This is a genomic window from Pedobacter frigidisoli (assembly GCF_032678525.1).
GTDB lineage: Bacteria > Bacteroidota > Bacteroidia > Sphingobacteriales > Sphingobacteriaceae > Pedobacter > Pedobacter frigidisoli_A.
On record NZ_JAVTSE010000001.1, the window covers coordinates 16905 to 36190 of the forward strand.

15 protein-coding genes and 1 tRNA gene are annotated in these 19286 nt (G+C 40.4%); 8 read left to right on the forward strand and 8 right to left on the reverse strand.

The annotated features are described in order from the left end of the window. The first annotated feature begins 4 nt into the window (after positions 1-4). Entirely contained in the window at positions 5-1495 is a 1491-nt protein-coding gene (locus R2Q80_RS00060; protein WP_316797625.1) for a RagB/SusD family nutrient uptake outer membrane protein, read from the forward strand. A gap of 33 nt (positions 1496-1528) precedes the next feature. Beyond that, positions 1529-2914, forward strand: a complete 1386-nt coding sequence (locus R2Q80_RS00065; protein WP_316797626.1) for an arylsulfatase — start codon at positions 1529-1531, stop codon at positions 2912-2914. A gap of 61 nt (positions 2915-2975) precedes the next feature. Here R2Q80_RS00065 and R2Q80_RS00070 read toward each other — a convergent pair whose 3' ends face one another. Further along, positions 2976-3449: a hypothetical protein gene (locus tag R2Q80_RS00070; protein ID WP_316797627.1), complete on the reverse strand. Its 474-nt coding sequence runs from the start codon at positions 3447-3449 to the stop codon at positions 2976-2978. Positions 3450-3599: 150 nt separating this feature from the next. Then, positions 3600-4715, reverse strand: coding sequence for an acyltransferase (locus R2Q80_RS00075; protein ID WP_316797628.1), 1116 nt, complete (start codon positions 4713-4715; stop codon positions 3600-3602). 302 nt (positions 4716-5017) lie between these two features. Between R2Q80_RS00075 and R2Q80_RS00080 the strand changes: the two genes are divergently transcribed. Beyond that, complete coding sequence (locus R2Q80_RS00080) at positions 5018-5197, forward strand: histone H1 (RefSeq protein ID WP_316797629.1); 180 nt, start codon at positions 5018-5020, stop codon at positions 5195-5197. Between the two features lie 185 nt (positions 5198-5382). Here R2Q80_RS00080 and R2Q80_RS00085 read toward each other — a convergent pair. Next, positions 5383-5456, reverse strand: a tRNA-Met gene (locus tag R2Q80_RS00085). Positions 5457-5594: 138 nt separating this feature from the next. Between R2Q80_RS00085 and R2Q80_RS00090 the strand changes: the two genes are divergently transcribed. The 3 genes from R2Q80_RS00090 to R2Q80_RS00100 all read left to right on the forward strand — a co-directional run bounded on the left by R2Q80_RS00090 (position 5595) and on the right by R2Q80_RS00100 (position 8771). Beyond that, complete coding sequence (locus tag R2Q80_RS00090; protein WP_316797630.1) at positions 5595-5975, forward strand: START-like domain-containing protein; 381 nt, start codon at positions 5595-5597, stop codon at positions 5973-5975. Positions 5976-6005: 30 nt separating this feature from the next. Beyond that, positions 6006-7430, forward strand: coding sequence for an LptF/LptG family permease (locus R2Q80_RS00095; protein WP_316797631.1), 1425 nt, complete (start codon positions 6006-6008; stop codon positions 7428-7430). A 129-nt stretch (positions 7431-7559) separates the two neighbouring features. Continuing rightward, on the forward strand, positions 7560-8771 hold the full coding sequence (locus R2Q80_RS00100; protein WP_316797632.1) for a bifunctional 3,4-dihydroxy-2-butanone-4-phosphate synthase/GTP cyclohydrolase II: 1212 nt from the start codon (positions 7560-7562) through the stop codon (positions 8769-8771). A 94-nt stretch (positions 8772-8865) separates the two neighbouring features. On the opposite strand, the gene R2Q80_RS00105 is transcribed toward R2Q80_RS00100, so the two are convergent. Beyond that, entirely contained in the window at positions 8866-13257 is a 4392-nt protein-coding gene (locus tag R2Q80_RS00105; RefSeq protein ID WP_316797633.1) for a translocation/assembly module TamB domain-containing protein, read from the reverse strand. A gap of 117 nt (positions 13258-13374) precedes the next feature. On the opposite strand from R2Q80_RS00105, the gene tsaD reads away from it, so the two are divergent. Further along, entirely contained in the window at positions 13375-14376 is a 1002-nt protein-coding gene (tsaD, locus tag R2Q80_RS00110; protein WP_316797634.1) for a tRNA (adenosine(37)-N6)-threonylcarbamoyltransferase complex transferase subunit TsaD, read from the forward strand. Positions 14377-14398: 22 nt separating this feature from the next. Next, positions 14399-14596 carry a hypothetical protein gene (locus tag R2Q80_RS00115; RefSeq protein WP_316797635.1) on the forward strand — a complete coding sequence of 66 codons (198 nt, stop codon included), beginning with the start codon at positions 14399-14401 and terminating at the stop codon, positions 14594-14596. A gap of 77 nt (positions 14597-14673) precedes the next feature. Here R2Q80_RS00115 and R2Q80_RS00120 read toward each other — a convergent pair whose 3' ends face one another. The 4 genes from R2Q80_RS00120 to R2Q80_RS00135 all read right to left on the reverse strand — a co-directional run bounded on the left by R2Q80_RS00120 (position 14674) and on the right by R2Q80_RS00135 (position 19181). Next, a complete protein-coding gene (locus R2Q80_RS00120) occupies positions 14674-15948 on the reverse strand; it encodes an NUMOD4 domain-containing protein (protein ID WP_316797636.1) in 1275 nt (424 codons plus the stop codon). 171 nt (positions 15949-16119) lie between these two features. Then, a complete protein-coding gene (gene recA / locus R2Q80_RS00125) occupies positions 16120-17133 on the reverse strand; it encodes a recombinase RecA (protein WP_047801366.1) in 1014 nt (337 codons plus the stop codon). A gap of 132 nt (positions 17134-17265) precedes the next feature. Further along, positions 17266-17931, reverse strand: a complete 666-nt coding sequence (gene nth, locus R2Q80_RS00130) for an endonuclease III (RefSeq protein ID WP_316797637.1) — start codon at positions 17929-17931, stop codon at positions 17266-17268. Between the two features lie 53 nt (positions 17932-17984). After that, a complete protein-coding gene (locus R2Q80_RS00135; RefSeq protein ID WP_316797638.1) occupies positions 17985-19181 on the reverse strand; it encodes an MFS transporter in 1197 nt (398 codons plus the stop codon). Between the last annotated feature and the right edge of the window lie 105 nt (positions 19182-19286).

Consider the following 19286-nt stretch of genomic DNA (forward strand, 5'->3'; position numbering starts at 1 on the left):
AGTAATGAAAACAAAAACATATTTAAGTCTTTTTACGCTTCTGCTAATATTCAGCAGCTGTGATAAGCAATTAGATCAGTTACCGGTATCTAGCCTGGCAACCGAAAACTTCTTTACCAATAACAACGATTTCCTGCAGGCCGTAAATGGTGTGTATTCGCAATTGAGCAATTACCCAAGCCAGGCCCTATGGTTAAGTGAAATGCGTAGCGATAACTTAAACGCTACCTCCGATGGTAACCGTGATTGGGACGGCATTAATAACTTTACACCCGATATTGCCACAACAGGTTTTATTTCAACCGCATGGAAGGCCAACTTCAACGGTATCTATAACGCCAATACGGTTTTAGCTGCCTTAGAAAGTAAGGGAAGTATTTTAACCGTGGCCAATGCAACGCGCTATCAGGCAGAGGTTAAATTCCTCAGGGCGTTCTATTACTTCTCGCTGGTGCGTACTTTCGGTCAGGTTCCGTTGGTATCTACTGTAAAAAGCGCTGCTGAGGTGGCCACAATTCCACGCAGTCCCGTTGCCGATGTATATGCATTAATCGAATCAGATCTGCAATTTGCGGCAAGCAATTTACCTGCTTCTTTTACAGGTGTCGATCTCGGGCGGCCAACTTCTTATGCTGCAAAAGGACTTCTGGGTTTGGTTTATCTTACAAAATCAGGCCCTACCTATAGTATCAGTGGGCCGGGATTAAACAGCAATGAATATGCAAAGGCAGCGGCATTATTTGATCAGATCATCACAGGAAGCCCGTATAGTTTTGGAACCAGCTATACCAATATCTTTTCGTATTCCAATGAAAATAATCCTGAGGTCGTCTTTGATGTACAGTTTGCTTCGAGCTTAAACGGCGCCGGCTTTCCATCCCATCTTGTACCTGTGGCATACTGGACAGGGCAGGGCATTTCGAACAGTTATGGAAATGGTTATGGCGCCAGCACTTTTCCCGTTTCTAAAAGTTTGGTAACATCATACACCACTAACACCGTAAGCGGAACAGATCTGCGTTATCCTTTCAACGTAGCCACCGCCTACACAGTTGGCCCATTTATCAAAAAATATATCGATATTTCGAAAAAAGGAACAAGTGGCAAAGACTGGCCGGTAAACTTTATCGTATTGCGCTACACCGATATTTTACTGATGAAAGCCGAATGTATTTTGCACGGTGCTGCCGGAACGCAGGCTGATGTTGATGCCATAGTGAACAGGGTAAGGAACAGGGCAGGCGTGGGGAGCATAGCTAATGTTACCCTCGAAACACTGATGCAGGAAAGGCAAAGGGAGTTTTTAGGCGAAGGACTGAGATGGAACGATCTGGTAAGGTCGGGATTGGCTGTAACGCAAATGAATGCGTGGAGAACAGCCGATGCCATTACGAAGATCAATCCCATTGTGGCCAATTATGTAATCTATCCAGTTCCGGCAAGTGAACTGCAAACGGTACCTGGCTTATACACCCAAAATCCGGGTTATAATTAGCGTTAAGCCCAAATGCTTATAAATTAAATAAATATGATGATAAAGAAATTATTGCCTTTCTGTTTAATGCTGCTGGTGAGCAACATGGTATTTGCTCAGCAGCAGAGCGGCCAGAAACCTAATATTGTTTTCATCCTGGCCGATGATTTAGGTTATGGTGACGTTGGCATTTACGGACAAAAACTCATTCAAACCCCCAATATCGATAAACTGGCAAAAGAAGGAACGCAATTTACTGACTTCTATGCTGGTGCACCTGTTTGTTCTCCTTCCCGCGGGTCGTTGCTGACAGGTTTGAATACCGGGCACGCCACCATCAGGGGGAATGCTACAGATCATGGGGGTATTGCAGGTAAAAAGGGCAAGAATGTGGTTTACAGGGCTAACCTCACGAAAGATGATTACACCATCGGAAACTTAATGCAGGATGCCGGTTACGAAACTTCGCTGGTAGGCAAGTGGCACGTAGATGGTTATGATTCGCTGGCTACACCGCTGCAACGTGGTTTTAATAAATTCTCGGGCTGGCTGATTAATATTCCCGAAACTTATGCCAGCACCTACTGGCCCGAAAAGCGTTTCGTAAATGGGAAGCTCGAAACGATTGAACCTAATACCAATCAAAGAAAAGGTTACTACGAAACCAATTTGTGTACAGATGAAGCATTAGCTTATCTCCAAACTAAAAAAGATAACAAAAAACCTTTCTTTCTGATGCTCAATTTTAATAACCCACATTCTCCGCTGGATGTGCCCGATCAGGCGATCTATAAAAATAAAGACTGGCCGGAAGACATGAGAACTTATGCAGCTATGGTTTATTACCTGGATCAATCCGTTGCAAAAGTTAAAGATTACTTGGTGAAAAGTGGTTTGTCGAGAAATACCATTGTGTTTTTCGCTTCTGATAATGGTCCCCGTTCCGAACCCACATCACAGTTAAAGGCAGTGTCAGAATTTTTCGATTCAAATGGTCAGCTTAAAGGATACAAGCGCGATGTATATGAAGGTGGAATCAGAGTGCCATTTGTGGTTTGGGCACCCTTTATTAAAAACGCACCGAAAGTAAGTCATGTACCAGGCTACTTTGCCGACATTATGCCAACATTCGGAGAAATTGCTGGCAAAACAACAGGTTTCAAAACTGATGGCTCCAGTATTTATCCCGCAATTAAAGGAGAAAAGTCGAAGGAGGATCGTTTCCTCTACTGGGAGTTTTTTGAACAGGGGTTTGAACAGGCAGTACGTTATGGCAAATGGAAAGGAGTAAAGCGCCACAATAAACTGGAGCTTTATAACCTTGATACCGATATTAGCGAAACACGCGATATTGCTTCTGAACAGCCTGAAGTAGTAAAAAAGATAGAAAATTATCTGCTTACGGCGCGTACTGAATCTCCGTACTGGTCGGTAAAATAGTCCAGATCAATACTTAAGATTAAGGCCTGTGTTCTTATTTGAGAAACACAGGCCTTAATGATTATAACATATTGATGATTGCTCTGTAAGACGTACTCCGTTTCAATAGCTTTCCCTGGCAATAAGCCTGAAGCTCAAAACGGATTTTATGTACCTTATTCTTTTCTAAATTAAGGCTGCAGTAAGGAATAAAAATAAATGGATCTCCTTCATCACTCAACTGTAATGCCTGGTCTTCCATGCATTGCATCACACTATTGCCTTCGCGGTAAAGTTTAACTCTAAGCATTACCTCTTTTCCGCATCTGTTGTCTATCTTAAACTTAGGATAGATCATCATTCCTTTAGAGTTCTCGTAAAGCTCATTATGCTCAATTTTCGCGGTAATTTTCTCCGCAATAACTGGCATGGTCTCCTCGTCTGTATCGCTCAATACGCCGGCAATCTCAAGGTTTGAATTTGGGATGTCCTGTTTGCTTTGTGCAAGAACAGATAGGCTAAATAGCAGAAAGGAGAGCGTAAAAATCGTTTTCATTGATTAAAGTAACAGATTTTTAACGACAAAGTTTTGTCCATTTTGTTCAGTAGCCCTAAAGGGCTATCGCCGTTCCTGGCGTCAGTATTGATCTTTCTGGCCTCACATCTTATATCTTGAAGATGCTATCAATCCTATGAGCTTGCAGATTTAGACTAACTTTCTTCTTAGCCATTTACGAACAGGTTCATCATAGCATTTCAATGTAGCATAAGCCAGAACTATCCCTCCCATTAAAATTAGTAAGGCATAAGGCCAGGCCTGGATAATTGTAGTGCCTTTATTGTTGCTGATCCAGGCAACATAAAAATATACGATTGGGTAATGCACCAGATAAAGCGGATAAGAAATATCTCCTAAAAATTTACAGATTCTTTTTTCACGTTCACCCTGAATGATACCGCTTGCGCCAAGGTATACGATCAGTGGAAAAACAACAATAATACACACGGATTCGTAAATGCCGTTCATCCAGAGATGATCCGCTCCACCAATACGTGGCATATACAAAACCACTGCTATTAAAAGGCTACACCATAAAAATGCATTTTTAATCCGGGTTGGCTTTGCAATACGGGAAAGCAATAAACCGGCAAAGAAGGGATACATCGTCCGGACTATACCCACCTTCACCTGTTCCACATTCAATGTCCATCCACCACTAACATCGCCATTGGTAATGGCCAGGTATGCCAGCGCAATTGCAGCGATGACAACCAATATAATTAATGCATTTTTAGAAAACTTTCTGATCCACACCGCATAAAGTATATTGGCAATATATTCGAAAAAAAGCGACCAGCCCACGCTGTTCAGTGGATGCATCTCCTGCCACCCGCGTATATCCAGCGACAATGGAACGGGAAGTATGGTATACCCAATTAGTAACACCAGCAACATTTTCCACAAAGGGATGGTATGGATAAGCGGCCATATAGTAGAATCTGTAAAATAGAATCCGATAGCACCAAGGGTCATACCCAAAATCACCATGGGTTGAAGACGTTCCACACGGCGCTTCATGAAATTTCCAAAGGTCATTTTAGGCCACTTGTCGTCATAAGCATAGCCCATTACAAATCCAGAGAGTAAAAAGAAAAAATCTACTGCCAGGTAGCCATGATTCACCAGAATATCCAGATGCCCTGTTCCAAGAGGTTCCGTTAAGTGGAAGGTGACAACAATAATGGCTGCGATGCCACGAAGGCCATCTAATATAGGGTAGTGCGGTTTGGTGGTTAGTTCACTGTTCTGGTCGTGTCTCATAAAAAAGGGAAATCGCAATTTGTAAAAAATAGTCTGGATTTTTGTTATTTCAACAGCCATAAATCAACACACCCATTCCTGAATTTTATGGGTCTTAGGAAAGTAAATGCCAACTCAGCACGCATAGATTTATTCTATAGAGGTTATATCATTTCGAAAATTGTTCGACAAAACAATGATAAAAGAGTTCTGCATTTCAAAATTTGGCCGTTTAAGCGCAATTATTACCTTTGCAAATCGTTTAATAGCGAAATCAATTTACAAAATACACAAACCAGTTCGCTGGTGAGAAGAAAACAGTTATGGAAAAATTTGAAAAAGTAAAAGAATTAGTATCAGCAATTGAGGCTGATGCTGCAAAATTTTATGATGGTGGAAATGCAGCAGCAGGTACACGTGTTCGTAAAGCAATGCAGGATTTGAAAGTTTTAGCTCAGGAAATCAGAGCCGAGGTAACAGAAAAGAAAAATAGCGATAAATAGAATAAAGCTGTTTTGGGAATACAAGTCCTGGCCATTGGCCGGGACTTTTTTTTGACCATTTCAATAGATAAGGCGTTTATAAAAAATCCTGATTTCTATTATGAAATATCATAAAATGAAAAAGCCTTGAATTTGAGCTTCTTTCAACGAAAGAGTTCGAACTTCAAGGCTTTTTGCCATTTTAGTAGCGGGGAGCAGGATCGAACTGCCGACCTCAGGGTTATGAATCCTGCGCTCTAACCATCTGAGCTACCCCGCCGGGTAAAAAATATTTGCTATATTATCAAATATTTTAGGTGGTTATTTTTTGGAGTTGCAAATATAGAATAATTTACCTTTCTTTAGAAAAATAAAATAAAAAAAATTAAGTCCGGATTTATTCTGGTAATGAATTAACATGGCAGATAAGAAAAAATTTACGCTCGAGTACGAGGTTAAATCGTCACCAAGAATATTGTATAGTTTTATTAGTGAGCCTAATGGCCTTTCACAATGGTTTGCCGATGATGTGATTTTCCGCGATCAGGTGTTTACTTTTACTTGGGACGATGAACAACAAAAAGCTAAGCTGGTTTCTATAAAAGAAAACAAATTAGTGAAGTTCAAATGGCTTGACGATGAACCTCAATGCTACTTTGAGATGGAAATTGTTCAGGATGAACTTACCAATGACGTTGCACTCTCCATTACCGATTTTACAACAGACGATCTTCTCGCAGAGAAAAAATTGATCTGGGACAACCAGATCGATTACCTTATTAGTGTTTTAGGTGCATAATAATAGCCGGGCAATGTTTACCTTTGTAAGGTGAAAAAAATACATCTTCTCTTAATAAAAGCGTTCATCAGACCGTTCATTGCCACATTCTTTGTGATGATGTTTATTCTTTTGATGTTTTTTTTATTTAAGTGGATAGATGACCTCATTGGCAAAGGCTTCGAGTGGTATACCATTCTGGAGCTGATGTATTATGCTTCTGCGGCTAATGTTTCCATGGCTTTGCCATTATCTGTACTGTTATCTTCTATCATGACTTTCGGTACCCTCGGCGAAAACTATGAGCTGGTAGCCATCAAATCAGCGGGGATATCGTTACAACGTGCGATGAGGCCACTGTTGGTTGTGATTTTAATGCTTACCATTGCATCCTTTCTGTTTTCCAATTACATGCTGCCCAAAGCCAATTTAAAGTTTGGCTCCTTGCTGTACGATATACGAAACAAAAAACTTTCTTTTCTGATCAAACCAGGTGTATTCAACAATGCAATCCCCGGCTATGCCATTCGTGTAGACAGTAAGGATGAGGATGGAATGTTGCATGGCATTATGATTTATGATCATAAGGATAATAATGGTATCCCTAAGGTTATTTTAGCGAAAGAAGGCAAAATGGAGAAAACTGCCGATGGGAAATCACTTATTCTCAGACTTAAAAATGGCGTTCAGTACGAAGAACAGGCCAAAAATAATGGCATGTACAATCCCAGGCAGGTATTTTCGCGAAGGAGGTTCAAGGAAACTGCCCCGGAGTTTGATATGTCTTCTTTTGATGGAAATACAACCGATCCAAATGCTTTCGGAAACAGTACACCAATGCTTAACCTGAAAGGCCTGGTGAAAAAAAGAGATTCATTAAAGCGCCAGCTCGATACCCTGCAAATCAATACCATTGCCAGTTTCACTGGGAATTTTAAACAGTTCAACACCACAAAAGGTTATACAAAGTATAAAACCGCTCCTAAAAAAATCGACGATGTAATTCTGAAAGATATACCCAACGGATCGAGGAAACAGAGTCTGGAAAATGCAACCAACGTGGTGGCGGGTATTATGCAGCATGTGCCGAACTGGGCGCCGCGTCAAAACGATTTAACAGGGGAGTGGATATTTACAAAGGTCGAATATCAGCGCAAGTTTACACTTGCCGCTTCGTGTATCCTTTTATTTTTTATCGGAGCGCCGTTGGGTGCAATTATCAGGAAAGGTGGAATGGGCCTTCCCGTAGTAATGGCAATATCTTTTTTCCTGGTCTACCACATCATCACCACTGTGGCAGAGAAAACTGCCCGTGAAGGAAATCTGAACCCTATTTTTGGTATGTGGATCGCCGTCATCGTACTCTCTCCGCTGGCTGCCTTTCTAACCTACAAAGCCACAGTAGATTCCGCACTGTTCGATATTAATGCTTACAAGCTTTTTTTTACTAAATTCTTTAAGAAAAAGGAGAAATAAGTACCCGCTACATTTACTTCCAAATGATTATTTTAATCATTAGAATGCTCAATAAGGTTGTACCTTTGTGCAAGCAAACATCAATGCTTTTAGGTTGTTGAGGGCTTGCGACATTATGCTTTAATAACAATGCAAACAAAATTAAATACAATTGAAGAAGCCATCGCCGACATCAAAGCCGGAAAAGTAATCATTGTTGTAGATGACGAAAATAGAGAAAATGAAGGTGATTTCTTAACTGCAGCCGAAAATGCTACGCCAGAAGTGATCAATTTTATGGCTACTTATGGCAGGGGCTTGATTTGTGCCCCACTTACTGAAGAGCGTTGCAAAGAACTGAATCTTAACCTCATGGTAGGTAAAAATACTGCAGCCTACGAAACCAACTTTACCGTTTCTGTAGATTTGGTTGGCCATGGTTGTACAACCGGTATATCAGCAAGCGATCGTTCTAAAACGATGTTGGCTTTAGTAAATCCCGAAACTGATCCGGAGGAACTTGGCAGGCCAGGTCACATTTTTCCGCTCATCGCTAAAGACGGTGGGGTGATTCGACGTGCTGGTCATACAGAAGCAGCAGTAGATTTAGCACGTTTAGCGGGGATGAAGCCTGCTGGTTTACTGGTAGAGATTTTAAAAGAAGACGGCGAGATGGCTCGTTTACCTGACCTCTTTAAAATTGCCGAACAACACCAGTTAAAAATTATCTCTATTGAAGATTTAATTGCTTATCGGTTAAAGATCGATAGTCTGATTAAACAGGAAGTAACAATAGATTTGCCAACAGCCTGGGGTGATTTCAAAATGACCGCTTATACACAGCTGGATAACAATGCAACACACCTGGCCATTTCAAAAGGTACCTGGAGTCAGGACGAACCGATTTTAGCACGCGTACACAGCTCATGTGTAACCGGCGATATATTCGGTTCCTGCCGCTGCGATTGTGGTCCACAGCTGCACAAAGCCCTCGAAATGATCGAAAAAGAAGGCAAAGGCCTTGTTGTATACATGAACCAGGAAGGTAGAGGAATTGGTTTAATCAATAAACTCCGCTCATACAATCTTCAGGATGCCGGTTTTGATACCGTTGAAGCAAATATCAAACTGGGTTTCAAAGGCGATGAACGCGATTATGGGGTAGGAGCCCAGATCCTGAGATCTGAAGGGGTAACCAAAATGCGCCTGATGACCAACAACCCTACTAAAAGAGCAGGCCTGATCGGCTATGGTTTGGAAGTGGTCGAAAACATCCCGATTGAAATTGCCAGCAATAAACATAACGAACGTTACCTGGCCACCAAGCGTGATAAAATGGGACATTCGATTATGAAAGGATAGTTTTATTTTAGTACGAACTTCCTCGAAAGAAAAAAGGGTCATCAATTTAAATTGATGACCCTTTTTATTATACCTGTCATTTTGCAACCCGGTATTATCTCCTCGGGTTGTTTTTATTTTCGTTGAGAATTGCTTCTTTATTGATTGATTTATTCGTTTTTACAGGTGCTTGTTTTTGGTTTCGTTTCAAATTTCTGCGGTAAGAACCGGAAATCTTTTGTATAAATTCCTTAAAGGTATCAAACTGTTGTGTATATACCAATCCGAACGAAGTTACATTCCTGTTCTGGTCAATGCCAGGGTTTGCAAATACACTCTGAATGGTAGGAGGTTTATTCGCAATTTTACTTGTTAAACTACCATCTTTTCTGATCAGGAATACCGCCTCAAGTTCTCCACCAACATTACTTTTTGAAAAGTCGAGAGAAAGGTCACTTAAGCTATTCCGGTCCACAATACCTGCATTGATGATTAACCTATCGTTAAACAATTTCACCGATGCACTTGCCTCACTCAGTGAGCGAACGTTTAAATCGACAAAATTCAGGTTTAATGAGGATAGCACATTGTTGAACTGGTTAAAAACAAGTTCGGTCGCCGTACTCGCTGCGGTCGAACTTAATTGATTACCGATTGATTCTCCGCCATTGCCCGGTGCAAAACTTCGTCTGATGATTAAACTGAAGGCCTGAAGGTTCAGGTTATTCACATCGCTGAAATATGTTTGCAACTCTTCTTTAATAGCAGGTTGGGCAGGGAAGTTAATATCCAGCTTAATATCTGGTTGTAAAAGTAAACCCGTAAGTCCCATTTCAACTTCCGTATTCACACGCTGGTTGGCATTACTACTGGCATCACGGTTTGCAGCTTTAAAAAGATCACTCAGGTTGGCCCTTAGTGCATAAACTGCTTTTAAGTTAATTTGTGCAGCTGTAGGATTGCCTGTCCACCTGATTGTTCCGCCCTGTCTGATTTCGAATTTTTTATTGATCACTTCCTGAGCCGTGAAATCAAAACTTCCTGATTCAATAATGTAGTCGCCAGACATTTCAAAATCGCCCAGACTATTAATGTTCAGACTTAAGTCTGCATTTCCTTTTCCACTCAAATTACCCAGGGTAGTGTAAATGTTTGCTGTGGTGTTCGGATCAATACTCAGCTTGAAAGTCAGCGTCAAACCATCGAAATTAGTCGTCCTTTTTACCTTTGCTACCGAAGAATCCCTGCTGATGAAATTAATGAAATCTTTATCTGATACCGTTTCAGAACTGTTTAATGGAAGATTAAAAACAGTACCTTTTTCTGTTTTGGCATTGATGTCAATTTTCATCTTGCTCGTTGGCCCGTTAAATTTGAATACACCTGTTCCATAAGCCTTCCCGTAATAAATCGAATTGTCTTTCGCAGTTGTATTCAGCGCCATTAAATTGTCCGCTTTCAGACTTACATTTAGCGTAGGGTCATTAATGTCATTCAAATCAACCGTTCCGGATTCCACCATACCTTTATGGCCTTCAAGGTCACTTAATTCAAAATCTTTAAGCGTAATGACACTATTGTCAACTTTTACCTCATTGCTGATCACGTAAGTCGTTTTGAGGTAGTTGACCATTAGTTCAGCCTTGTCCAGGGCAAGCGTTCCATTAATCTGTGGCTTATCAAAACTTCCTTTCACTGTCAGATCAGCCGATATATTCCCCTTTAAGTTTGATACCAGCTGCTTAACAAAAGGTTCAAGGATGGTAAGTTTACTTTCATTCATCCGTAAATTCAGGTCAATCTCCTTAGCTTTCAGATCAAGATTCCCGGTCAGCTTGAAAGTCTCGGAATTTTCTGTCACTACACGGGTGAAAATACTAACCTTATTGCTTTCACTATTGAAGGATGAAGTATCGGTAAGTGTACCGATATAGATATCATTGAAATTTAGGGAATCTATTTTAATGTCGTCATTTACCCTCGGACCTTTTAATATGCCATATAGATTGGTTTCACCATTAACAGCCCCGCTCAGTTTCACGCCAAATCCTTTGGTAAAAGGGTTTAAAGTTTTCAGGTTAAAATCCGTAAAGCCAACCTTAATCAAGTCTTTCGGGTCGTTAGAGATCAGTCCATCAATGGTAAGCTGCTGTGAACCGTTCGTCAGGTCGAAATTGCTAATTTCCGTTTTACCATTATTAAGTACAATACGAACTTTTTCCTGAATCCGCCACTCCTCGCTGTTGATTTTCAAAATCGACGGAAGGATACTCAATCGTGCAGTCGTATCCTGGTTTTTAGTAAACTCAACCAATCCGTTTAAATCAAGCTGATTGGCCTCATCAGAATTCGACATCTTCACGTTGAAAGCCAGGCTGTCGTTCCGCAGGATGTTCGAAATGTTTACATCTTTGATAAACAGACTATCATTGAGTTGAACACGGTCTGATGTAACGATAAGTTGAAGTTGCTCAGGAGTAGTATTTTCATCAAGAATGATATTATTGACCACAATGCCATTATACTTTAAGGTTTTAACATAGCCATTAAGTGTTGCGGTGTTATTCCTTGAATCAAAATCACCAATCAGGGTAGCCCCGTCATCCAGGGTAAGGCCGGGAGAGATCAGCTGTGCCAGTGCCTCGAATTTTTTAACCCTCAGGTTGAACTGAAATATCTGGTTTTTATATTTAATAATGTTGGTCTGTAATGATGGGATATAGGTTTTTGCTATCGCCTTATAGTACGACACAATAGAGTTAAGGTCGTATTCACCAACAATACTGGCATCAAGTATGTCTGATTTGATGTTTAAATTTCGGTTTGGTCCTGTACCGGCAGCCATTAATTGAACAGAATCTACATTGTAAGTGCCTTTGGGGTTTTTAAACGTAATTTCTTGAATGAGTAAATTCCCTTCTATATTGTTCAGATCGGTTCCCGAAAAATTAGTGGTAAATTTTGCATCAACCATTAATGAATCTTTCATCAGTTTCAAGGCTTTTAGTTTTGCCTTCGAAATGGTTGCATTAAAGTTAAATACAGGAAGTTTAGGATTTAGGTTTACCCCTCCGTCAAAAGCCAGTTTAATATTCTTGTCATTGATGCTTAGCTTGCCATCAAAGTATTTCTTATCAAATGTACCATCGATTTTAACGTTACGGTAGCGATAACCATTAAAGTCAATATATGCGATGTCGCCATCAAGTTTTTCAGTCAGGTTTTTAAGCTCCGTTCCTCTTCCTTTTACATTTAATGATGAAGTGATACGGCCAAGACTACGCTCATCGATTAAATTACCAATATTGAAATCATAAGTTTTAACACTTCCGGTATAAGATGGCACATCATTTTTGTCGATCTTCATGTTAACATCCGAAACAATGCGACCCAATTTGGTTTTGAACTCCCCGTAAGCGATAAAGTCATCCTGAAAACCGGTGAAATTACCGTTAAAGTTAATGTTGCCAAACTTATTGATAATTACAGGAATAAGTTTCTTTTTGCTGTTGGTAATGCCTGCCAATACCTCGTCAAGATCTGTTTTATTGGTGCCTGCCATTTCTATTTTCAGGTCCATGAAAGTTTCCCGCCACTTCGGAAGCCCTTTTAAAATGAAATCTCCTTTAATATAGGTCGCTTTACCCGCTTTAACAGAAAGGTTTCTTGCCCTTAAATTATTTACCAGCCCTGTAATTTGTCCGTCAACATCTAAATCCAGTTTCATGTCCTTAAGCTCCGGAGCAAAAAATGCCACATCTCTTGAGCTAAGGTGGCTGTCCTTGAAAACAGCTTTCATTCTCACGTTATCAATGTAGTGGTTAAAATCGCGGTAGCCTTTAAACTTCATTTGATAATAGTTGGTCAACCTGCTTTGGTTGGTTTCCAGCAACAGTTTTTTTAATTCAATGGCATTGCTGTCAATAGTCGTCTCAGCGGTCAGGTTTTTCAGGTAAAAACCACTTTTCTCTTTTAAGGTTAAGTTTTTAATATTCGTTTTTAGGAGGTGATTCTTCATGTCGAGCCCCTCGAAAATCCCGCTAAGCTCTTTTACACTTACATTATCAAAATTCACAGCGCTCCCCTGTGCGGTATCTTTTGCTGCAAAATTTTTGTAACGGAAGGCAAACTTATTCAGGATTAAACGCCCTAAACCAACATCAAAAGGTTTACTTTTCTTTTTCTTTACAGTAGGCTTACCCGAATCAAAATAATCAATGATGAAATCGAGGTTAGAAGACTTATCTTTGAAATCCTTTAGGAAAAACTGGCCATTGTTAATTTGTACAGTGCTAATGTCAATAATTTTCTTGTCGATAGAGAGTTGATTAATATCGACCATGAATTTAGGGGTACTCAACAAAGTATCTTTCTGTAGGTCTAGTACAAGTAAGTCTTCAAGTACAACCGATTTGAAAGGCTTTATGTAAAGACTTTTGATAGATACGGTTGTTTTAAGCTCCTTAGATAGATATGCAGCGGCCCTTTGCGCAAAAAAAGTTTGCACGGGCTTAAACTGTAGTGAGAAAATGATTAGCGCAAGCAGCAAAATTATTGATGCAATTACCCAAAGGAGTATTTTAAATAGTTTTTTAATAATTTTGCAGCTTAAATATTAAATAAATTGTCTGTTATACTTGCTATAGAGTCCTCTTGCGACGATACCTCGGTTGCCATATGTAACAACGGCAAAATTACGGCCAATGTTATTGCAAACCAAACAATTCATGAAAATTATGGAGGGGTAATCCCTGAACTGGCATCCAGGGTACATCAGCAAAATATTGTGCCTACAATTGCACAGGCGTTGAAAAATGCTGAGGTTACAAAACAGGACATCAGTGCCGTTGCTTTTACACAAGGTCCCGGCCTTTTAGGCTCCCTGCTCGTAGGGGTATCCTTCGCTAAGTCTTTTGCACTTGCCCTGGGGGTTCCGTTAATTTCTGTGAATCATATGCACGCCCACATTCTGGCGCACTTCATCGACGATCCGAAACCTGAATTTCCCTTCTTATGTTTAACCGTATCCGGCGGACATACCCAGATTGTACTGGTACGCGACTATTTCGATATGGAAATTGTTGGCGAAACCCTCGACGATGCCGCAGGTGAAGCCTTTGATAAAACAGCAAAAATTCTGAAACTCCCATATCCTGGTGGTCCTTTAATCGATAAACATGCAAAGAATGGAAATCCATTAGCATTCAAGTTCGCAGAACCTCAGATTGCAGATCTGAATTTTAGTTTTAGCGGCTTTAAAACCTCTATTCTTTACTTTATCAGAAAACAAGAAGCTGAGAATCCTGATTTTATTACCCAAAATTTAGAGGATATTTGTGCTTCTGTGCAGCACAGCATCGTTCAGATCTTATTAAGTAAACTGAAGAAAGCAGCAAAGCAGTACAACATTAAACAGATTGCCATAGCGGGTGGAGTATCAGCCAATTCCGGTTTGAGGAATAGTCTGCAAGAGCTTGCCGGCCAACTCGGATGGGAAGTATTTATTCCTGCTTTTCAATATTGCACCGATAACGCAGGCATGATTGCCATCGCAGGTTATCAAAAGTTTTTAGCCAATGATTTTGTTGGCCACGACATCGCCCCAAAAGCGAGAATGGAGTTTTAAATAATATTTTATATATACCTACATGACTGGAGCATCATTGATTTTTTGGCTTATTTGTGCCATTCCCCTTATCGGATTGTTGTACTATCTGATTAGAAAAGATAAAAATAAGTTAAAGGGCACCTGGGGAGTGATTATTCTTGGAGGGCTTGTTATTGCCGCTTTACTGGTTATTGTATACGTAACAAAAGATTTTAGTACGGTTTTTAGTCAGAATTAAATACATTGCTATAACACACAAATAGCCATTTCAAACCGGGATGGCTATTTGTGTGTTCTCATCTTAGCGGTCTTAACCTAAAGCGCCTGCATTTGTTGAGAAGCTGTATTGGTATTCCTTTGATTTTTTTGCTTCATGTAACGTTGTAACAACGAATGCTCAAAATGACTATGTTGCCTGAATGAATTGGGATTAAGCCTTAATGCTTCCCCCTTTGCCCATAGGTAGCCACCTGCCGTAATGCCATCACCCTTTAATACAATATGAATGCTTTTTGAATCTACTTTAGTTTTTCGACTTGCGTCAGAAACGCCTGCATAGGTTCCTCTCCAGATTCCATCAAGATCATAACGGCTGATTTTGTTATGCTCCGAATACACCGATGAATGTTTAAAGCCTGGTAATTTTTCCAGCTGTTTAATATTGATTGTAGGCTTGGTGCTGTAGCGCCAGATAAATCCGCCACAAGTTATATTTCTTCCATTTAAACTTCCCGAAAGTTGATTGTAGTTTAGATTCAACTTGCTTTCTATCTCCTTTATGGTTCCAAATGTAGCAATCAGTTTTCCCTGTAAACTATACTGGCCGATATTGTGGATGTATTTGGAAAGGGGGGAGCCCCAGATACCCGTTGTTCCTGCAAATTCATTAATGTCAATTTCCTCATTAGCACCTCTTCTCCATATATAGCTCTTGTATGTAAGCGGCTTTCCCCGCGTGGCTTTTGAGAGCAGGTTAGCGCTGCAACCGAAAACTTTAGCTGCCACTTCTGCATTGTGATAGGTTTCCAGAAGCTTGCCGGATAAAGAATAACGGCTGATCTGGTCTTTAGGATTCTCTGCCCGCTTTGCATTAATCTTGGCCTGCATCACCAAACGGTCAGTCTGGCTCATGGTAGCGAAAACATTGCCTTTCCGTCCTGCTTCAGCCATGCGCTTTTGTTTAATCTCCTGGCCGCCCATAAACAGGTTTTCAGCCGTTGCATTCAGCGTGTCGCCGTCGGTAGGAAATATATAGGTGTTTTTGTCGGCAAGATCAAAAGGTTTAACAAAAGTATAGTATACTAAACGCGGAACACTGAAATTGATAATCTTTCCTGCCATACTCATCGATACCTGAAGGTAAATTCTGGTATCTCCAGTGAACTTATTGTAACTTTTATTTTGGGTTTGTTTAAGGATTCTTTCCGGAAACTGTCGTTTGACACCTAAACGGTTTTCCAGTTGTCGGGTCAGCGCTTTAATGCGCCCGTGGTTTGATACTTGAAAATGTCCTTCAAGTCCAACAATATCTTTCCAATACTCGTTTTCTCTTGTATGTAATGAGAGGTCCGTATAAGCATGTAACTTCATAATAATCGAATTATGACTTATAAACGTAAAACTTCAAAGAATGTAATGCGCTTTAACGTTCTTTAACATTTTTATGGCATTTAAATATCTATTGTAACATAAATGCTATTTTTAGCAACAATAAAGGGGCAGTTTGTGGCTGCCCCTTTATTCAAAAAGATACGGTTTAAATTATTTTTCAGCTAAATGCTCACCAGTAACTTCAGCCTTAATCTTGATTTCTAATTCTTCAGCCAATTCCGGATTATCATTTAAGAGTTGCTTCACTGCATCTCTACCCTGACCAAGTTTGGTATCCCCGTAAGAAAACCATGAACCTGCTTTTTTAATAATTCCAAAGTCTACGCCTAAGTCGATGATTTCACCATTTTTAGAAATACCTTCTCCAAACATTACATCAAATTCAGCAATACGGAAAGGCGGTGCAACTTTATTTTTAACAATTTTTACTTTAACGCGGTTACCAGAAACTTCATCAGAATCTTTAATTTGAGAAGTACGACGGATATCTAAACGAACGGAAGCATAGAATTTCAATGCATTACCACCGGTGGTAGTTTCCGGGTTACCGAACATCACACCAATTTTATCACGCAACTGGTTGATGAAAATACAGCAACATCCTGTTTTCGAAATGGTACCTGTTAGTTTACGTAAAGCCTGACTCATCAAACGGGCATGTAGTCCCATTTTGCTGTCACCCATTTCACCCTCAATTTCACTTTTAGGAACCAGAGCAGCAACAGAGTCAATTACAATTACATCAATAGCACCCGAACGAATCAGGTTGTCTGCAATTTCCAGCGCCTGCTCACCATTGTCCGGTTGTGAAATCAAAAGATTGTCTGTATCCACACCTAGTTTTTTTGCATAAAACTGATCAAAGGCGTGCTCTGCATCAATAAATGCCGCAATACCCCCTTTTTTCTGTGCTTCAGCAATAATGTGTGTCGCTAAGGTTGTTTTACCAGATGACTCCGGACCATAGATCTCAATAACCCTTCCTTTTGGAATACCACCAATACCCAATGCAATATCTAAGCTGATTGATCCCGTAGAAATAAAATCTATAGGTTCAATTGCAGTATCGCCAAGTTTCATAATGGTACCCTTTCCATAAGATTTTTCTAACTTATCGAGGGTTAATTGTAGGGCTTTTAATTTATCAGGATTTGCGCTTGCCATTTTATTTAATTTGTTGCTGTAAATATACTTGAATTGTCAGCTAATAAGTCTGAATGTTTATAACTATATACTAAAATATTTAGCTAAGTTAAATGTTTTTTAGCTAATGTCAATAGTATTATTAAAAATATTTTATGCCTCTTTCTTATCTCGCGCATTTTGCACCGTCATCCGTTCAAAATACCGGCACATATAGGTAATCTCACAAACAGCGCACTTCGGGCTTCTCGCCAAACATACATATCGCCCGTGGAGAATAAGCCAATGGTGGGCAATGTGGATGTCTTGTTCAGGTAAATGTTTGACCAGATCTTTTTCAACAGCCAGAGGTGTTTTCCCATTGGTAAGGCCAAGCCGGTTCGCTACCCTGAAAACATGAGTATCAACGGCCATAGCCGGAGCATTATAAATGACGGATGCAATCACATTGGCCGTTTTACGCCCGACACCAGGCATCTTCTGCAAGTCATTAATATCCGAGGGTACCACGTCATTGAATTCATGCAGTAAAATGTTAGCCATTCCGACCAGGTGCTTTGCTTTATTGTTTGGATAGCTGATGCTTCTGATGTAGTCAAATACAATATCTGGGGTAGCCTCCGCAAGTGTTCTGGCATTTGGGAAGCGCTGAAAAAGAGCTGGCGTAACCATGTTCACCCGCTTATCGGTGCACTGTGCCGAAAGAATTACGGCCACCAGAAGCTGGTATGGATTATTATAATGCAATTCTGTTTCCGCATCTGGTTGTTTGGCAGAAAAATGTTCTACAAAAAGTTTATAACGTTCTTTTTTAAGCATGGGCAAATATAGGGAAAGCCCGCTAAGGATGCATAAATTCAATTCGTAATTACCTAATGCATTGGCACGTATTCGGATTTCGAAGCCACTTGCTCTTCAGGTGATTTTAATGTGTTTCTTTTAATTAACCAGAATGCAAAAAATGCACCTACAAGCGCCATTGCGGCACCCACGTATGCAGGTGAGGTATAATCAAATCCATAAACCAGCGGAAGTCCCCCGAAAAACGCACCTAAAGCATTCCCGATATTAAAGCTCGCCTGACTTGCCGAGGCAGCGAGCATTTCAGAACCTTTGGCCGATTGAATCATTAACATCTGAATTGGAGAGGCCAGCGCGAAAGCAACGGCACCGGTTATAAAAGTCATGATTAAAGCCAGTGGCTGATTAAAAGAAAGAAAGTGTACAATAACCAAAGTAACCACCATCGCAATTAACAACACTGCCGAAGCCTTAGCTGGCGAAAAGCGGTCCGCAAGTTTTCCACCAAGATAATTTCCGATAAACATCCCAACGCCGGCCAGCATCAGAATGTAGGTAACAGCATTAGCCGAAAAGCCGGCTACAATAGTCATGAGCGGCGCAATATAGCTGTACCAGGTAAACAATCCGCCCGTACCAATGGAAATCATAAAAATGATAATCCAGGCATCTCTCTTTTTAAAGAAGCTGAGTTCAGATTTCAAATCTCGGTTTTCGGTAGCAGGCAGGGCAGGAAGCCATAATTTCAGGAAAAGCAAAGTAACCAGCCCTACAAATACCACTACTGCAAATGAAATCCGCCACGAGAAGTTATGGCCTATAAAAGTACCCAGCGGAACCCCTAGTATATTGGCAATTGTTAAACCCATAAACATCAAGGAAACGGCTTGTGCAGCTTTTCCTTTCTCCGCAATCCTGCTCGCCACTACAGAGCCCACGCCAAAAAAGGCACCATGTGGTAAGCCGGATAATAACCGGGCAATAAATAAAGTATCAAAAGTTGGGGCAAAAGCCGAAAAGGCATTAAAAGCAGTAAACATCACCATTAACGCAATCAGGATTTTCTTTGGTGGATATTTACCCGCAATCATGATCAGTAATGGCGCACCTATAACTACACCCAGTGCATAAGCAGATATCAGGTGTCCGGCTTCTGGAATGCTCACCTTTAAATCCGTCGCAATGTCGGGCAGTAAACCCATCATTACAAATTCTGTAATACCAATGCCTAAACCACCTAAAGTTAACGGGATAAGATTTTTGTTCATGTTATGCTTAGTGTTCTGATTACACTAAGCAAAAGTAGCTGTTTTTAGCTGAAGATGGAACACACCATACAGATGATGGCAAATGAATGATACAAGCGGCGGAAA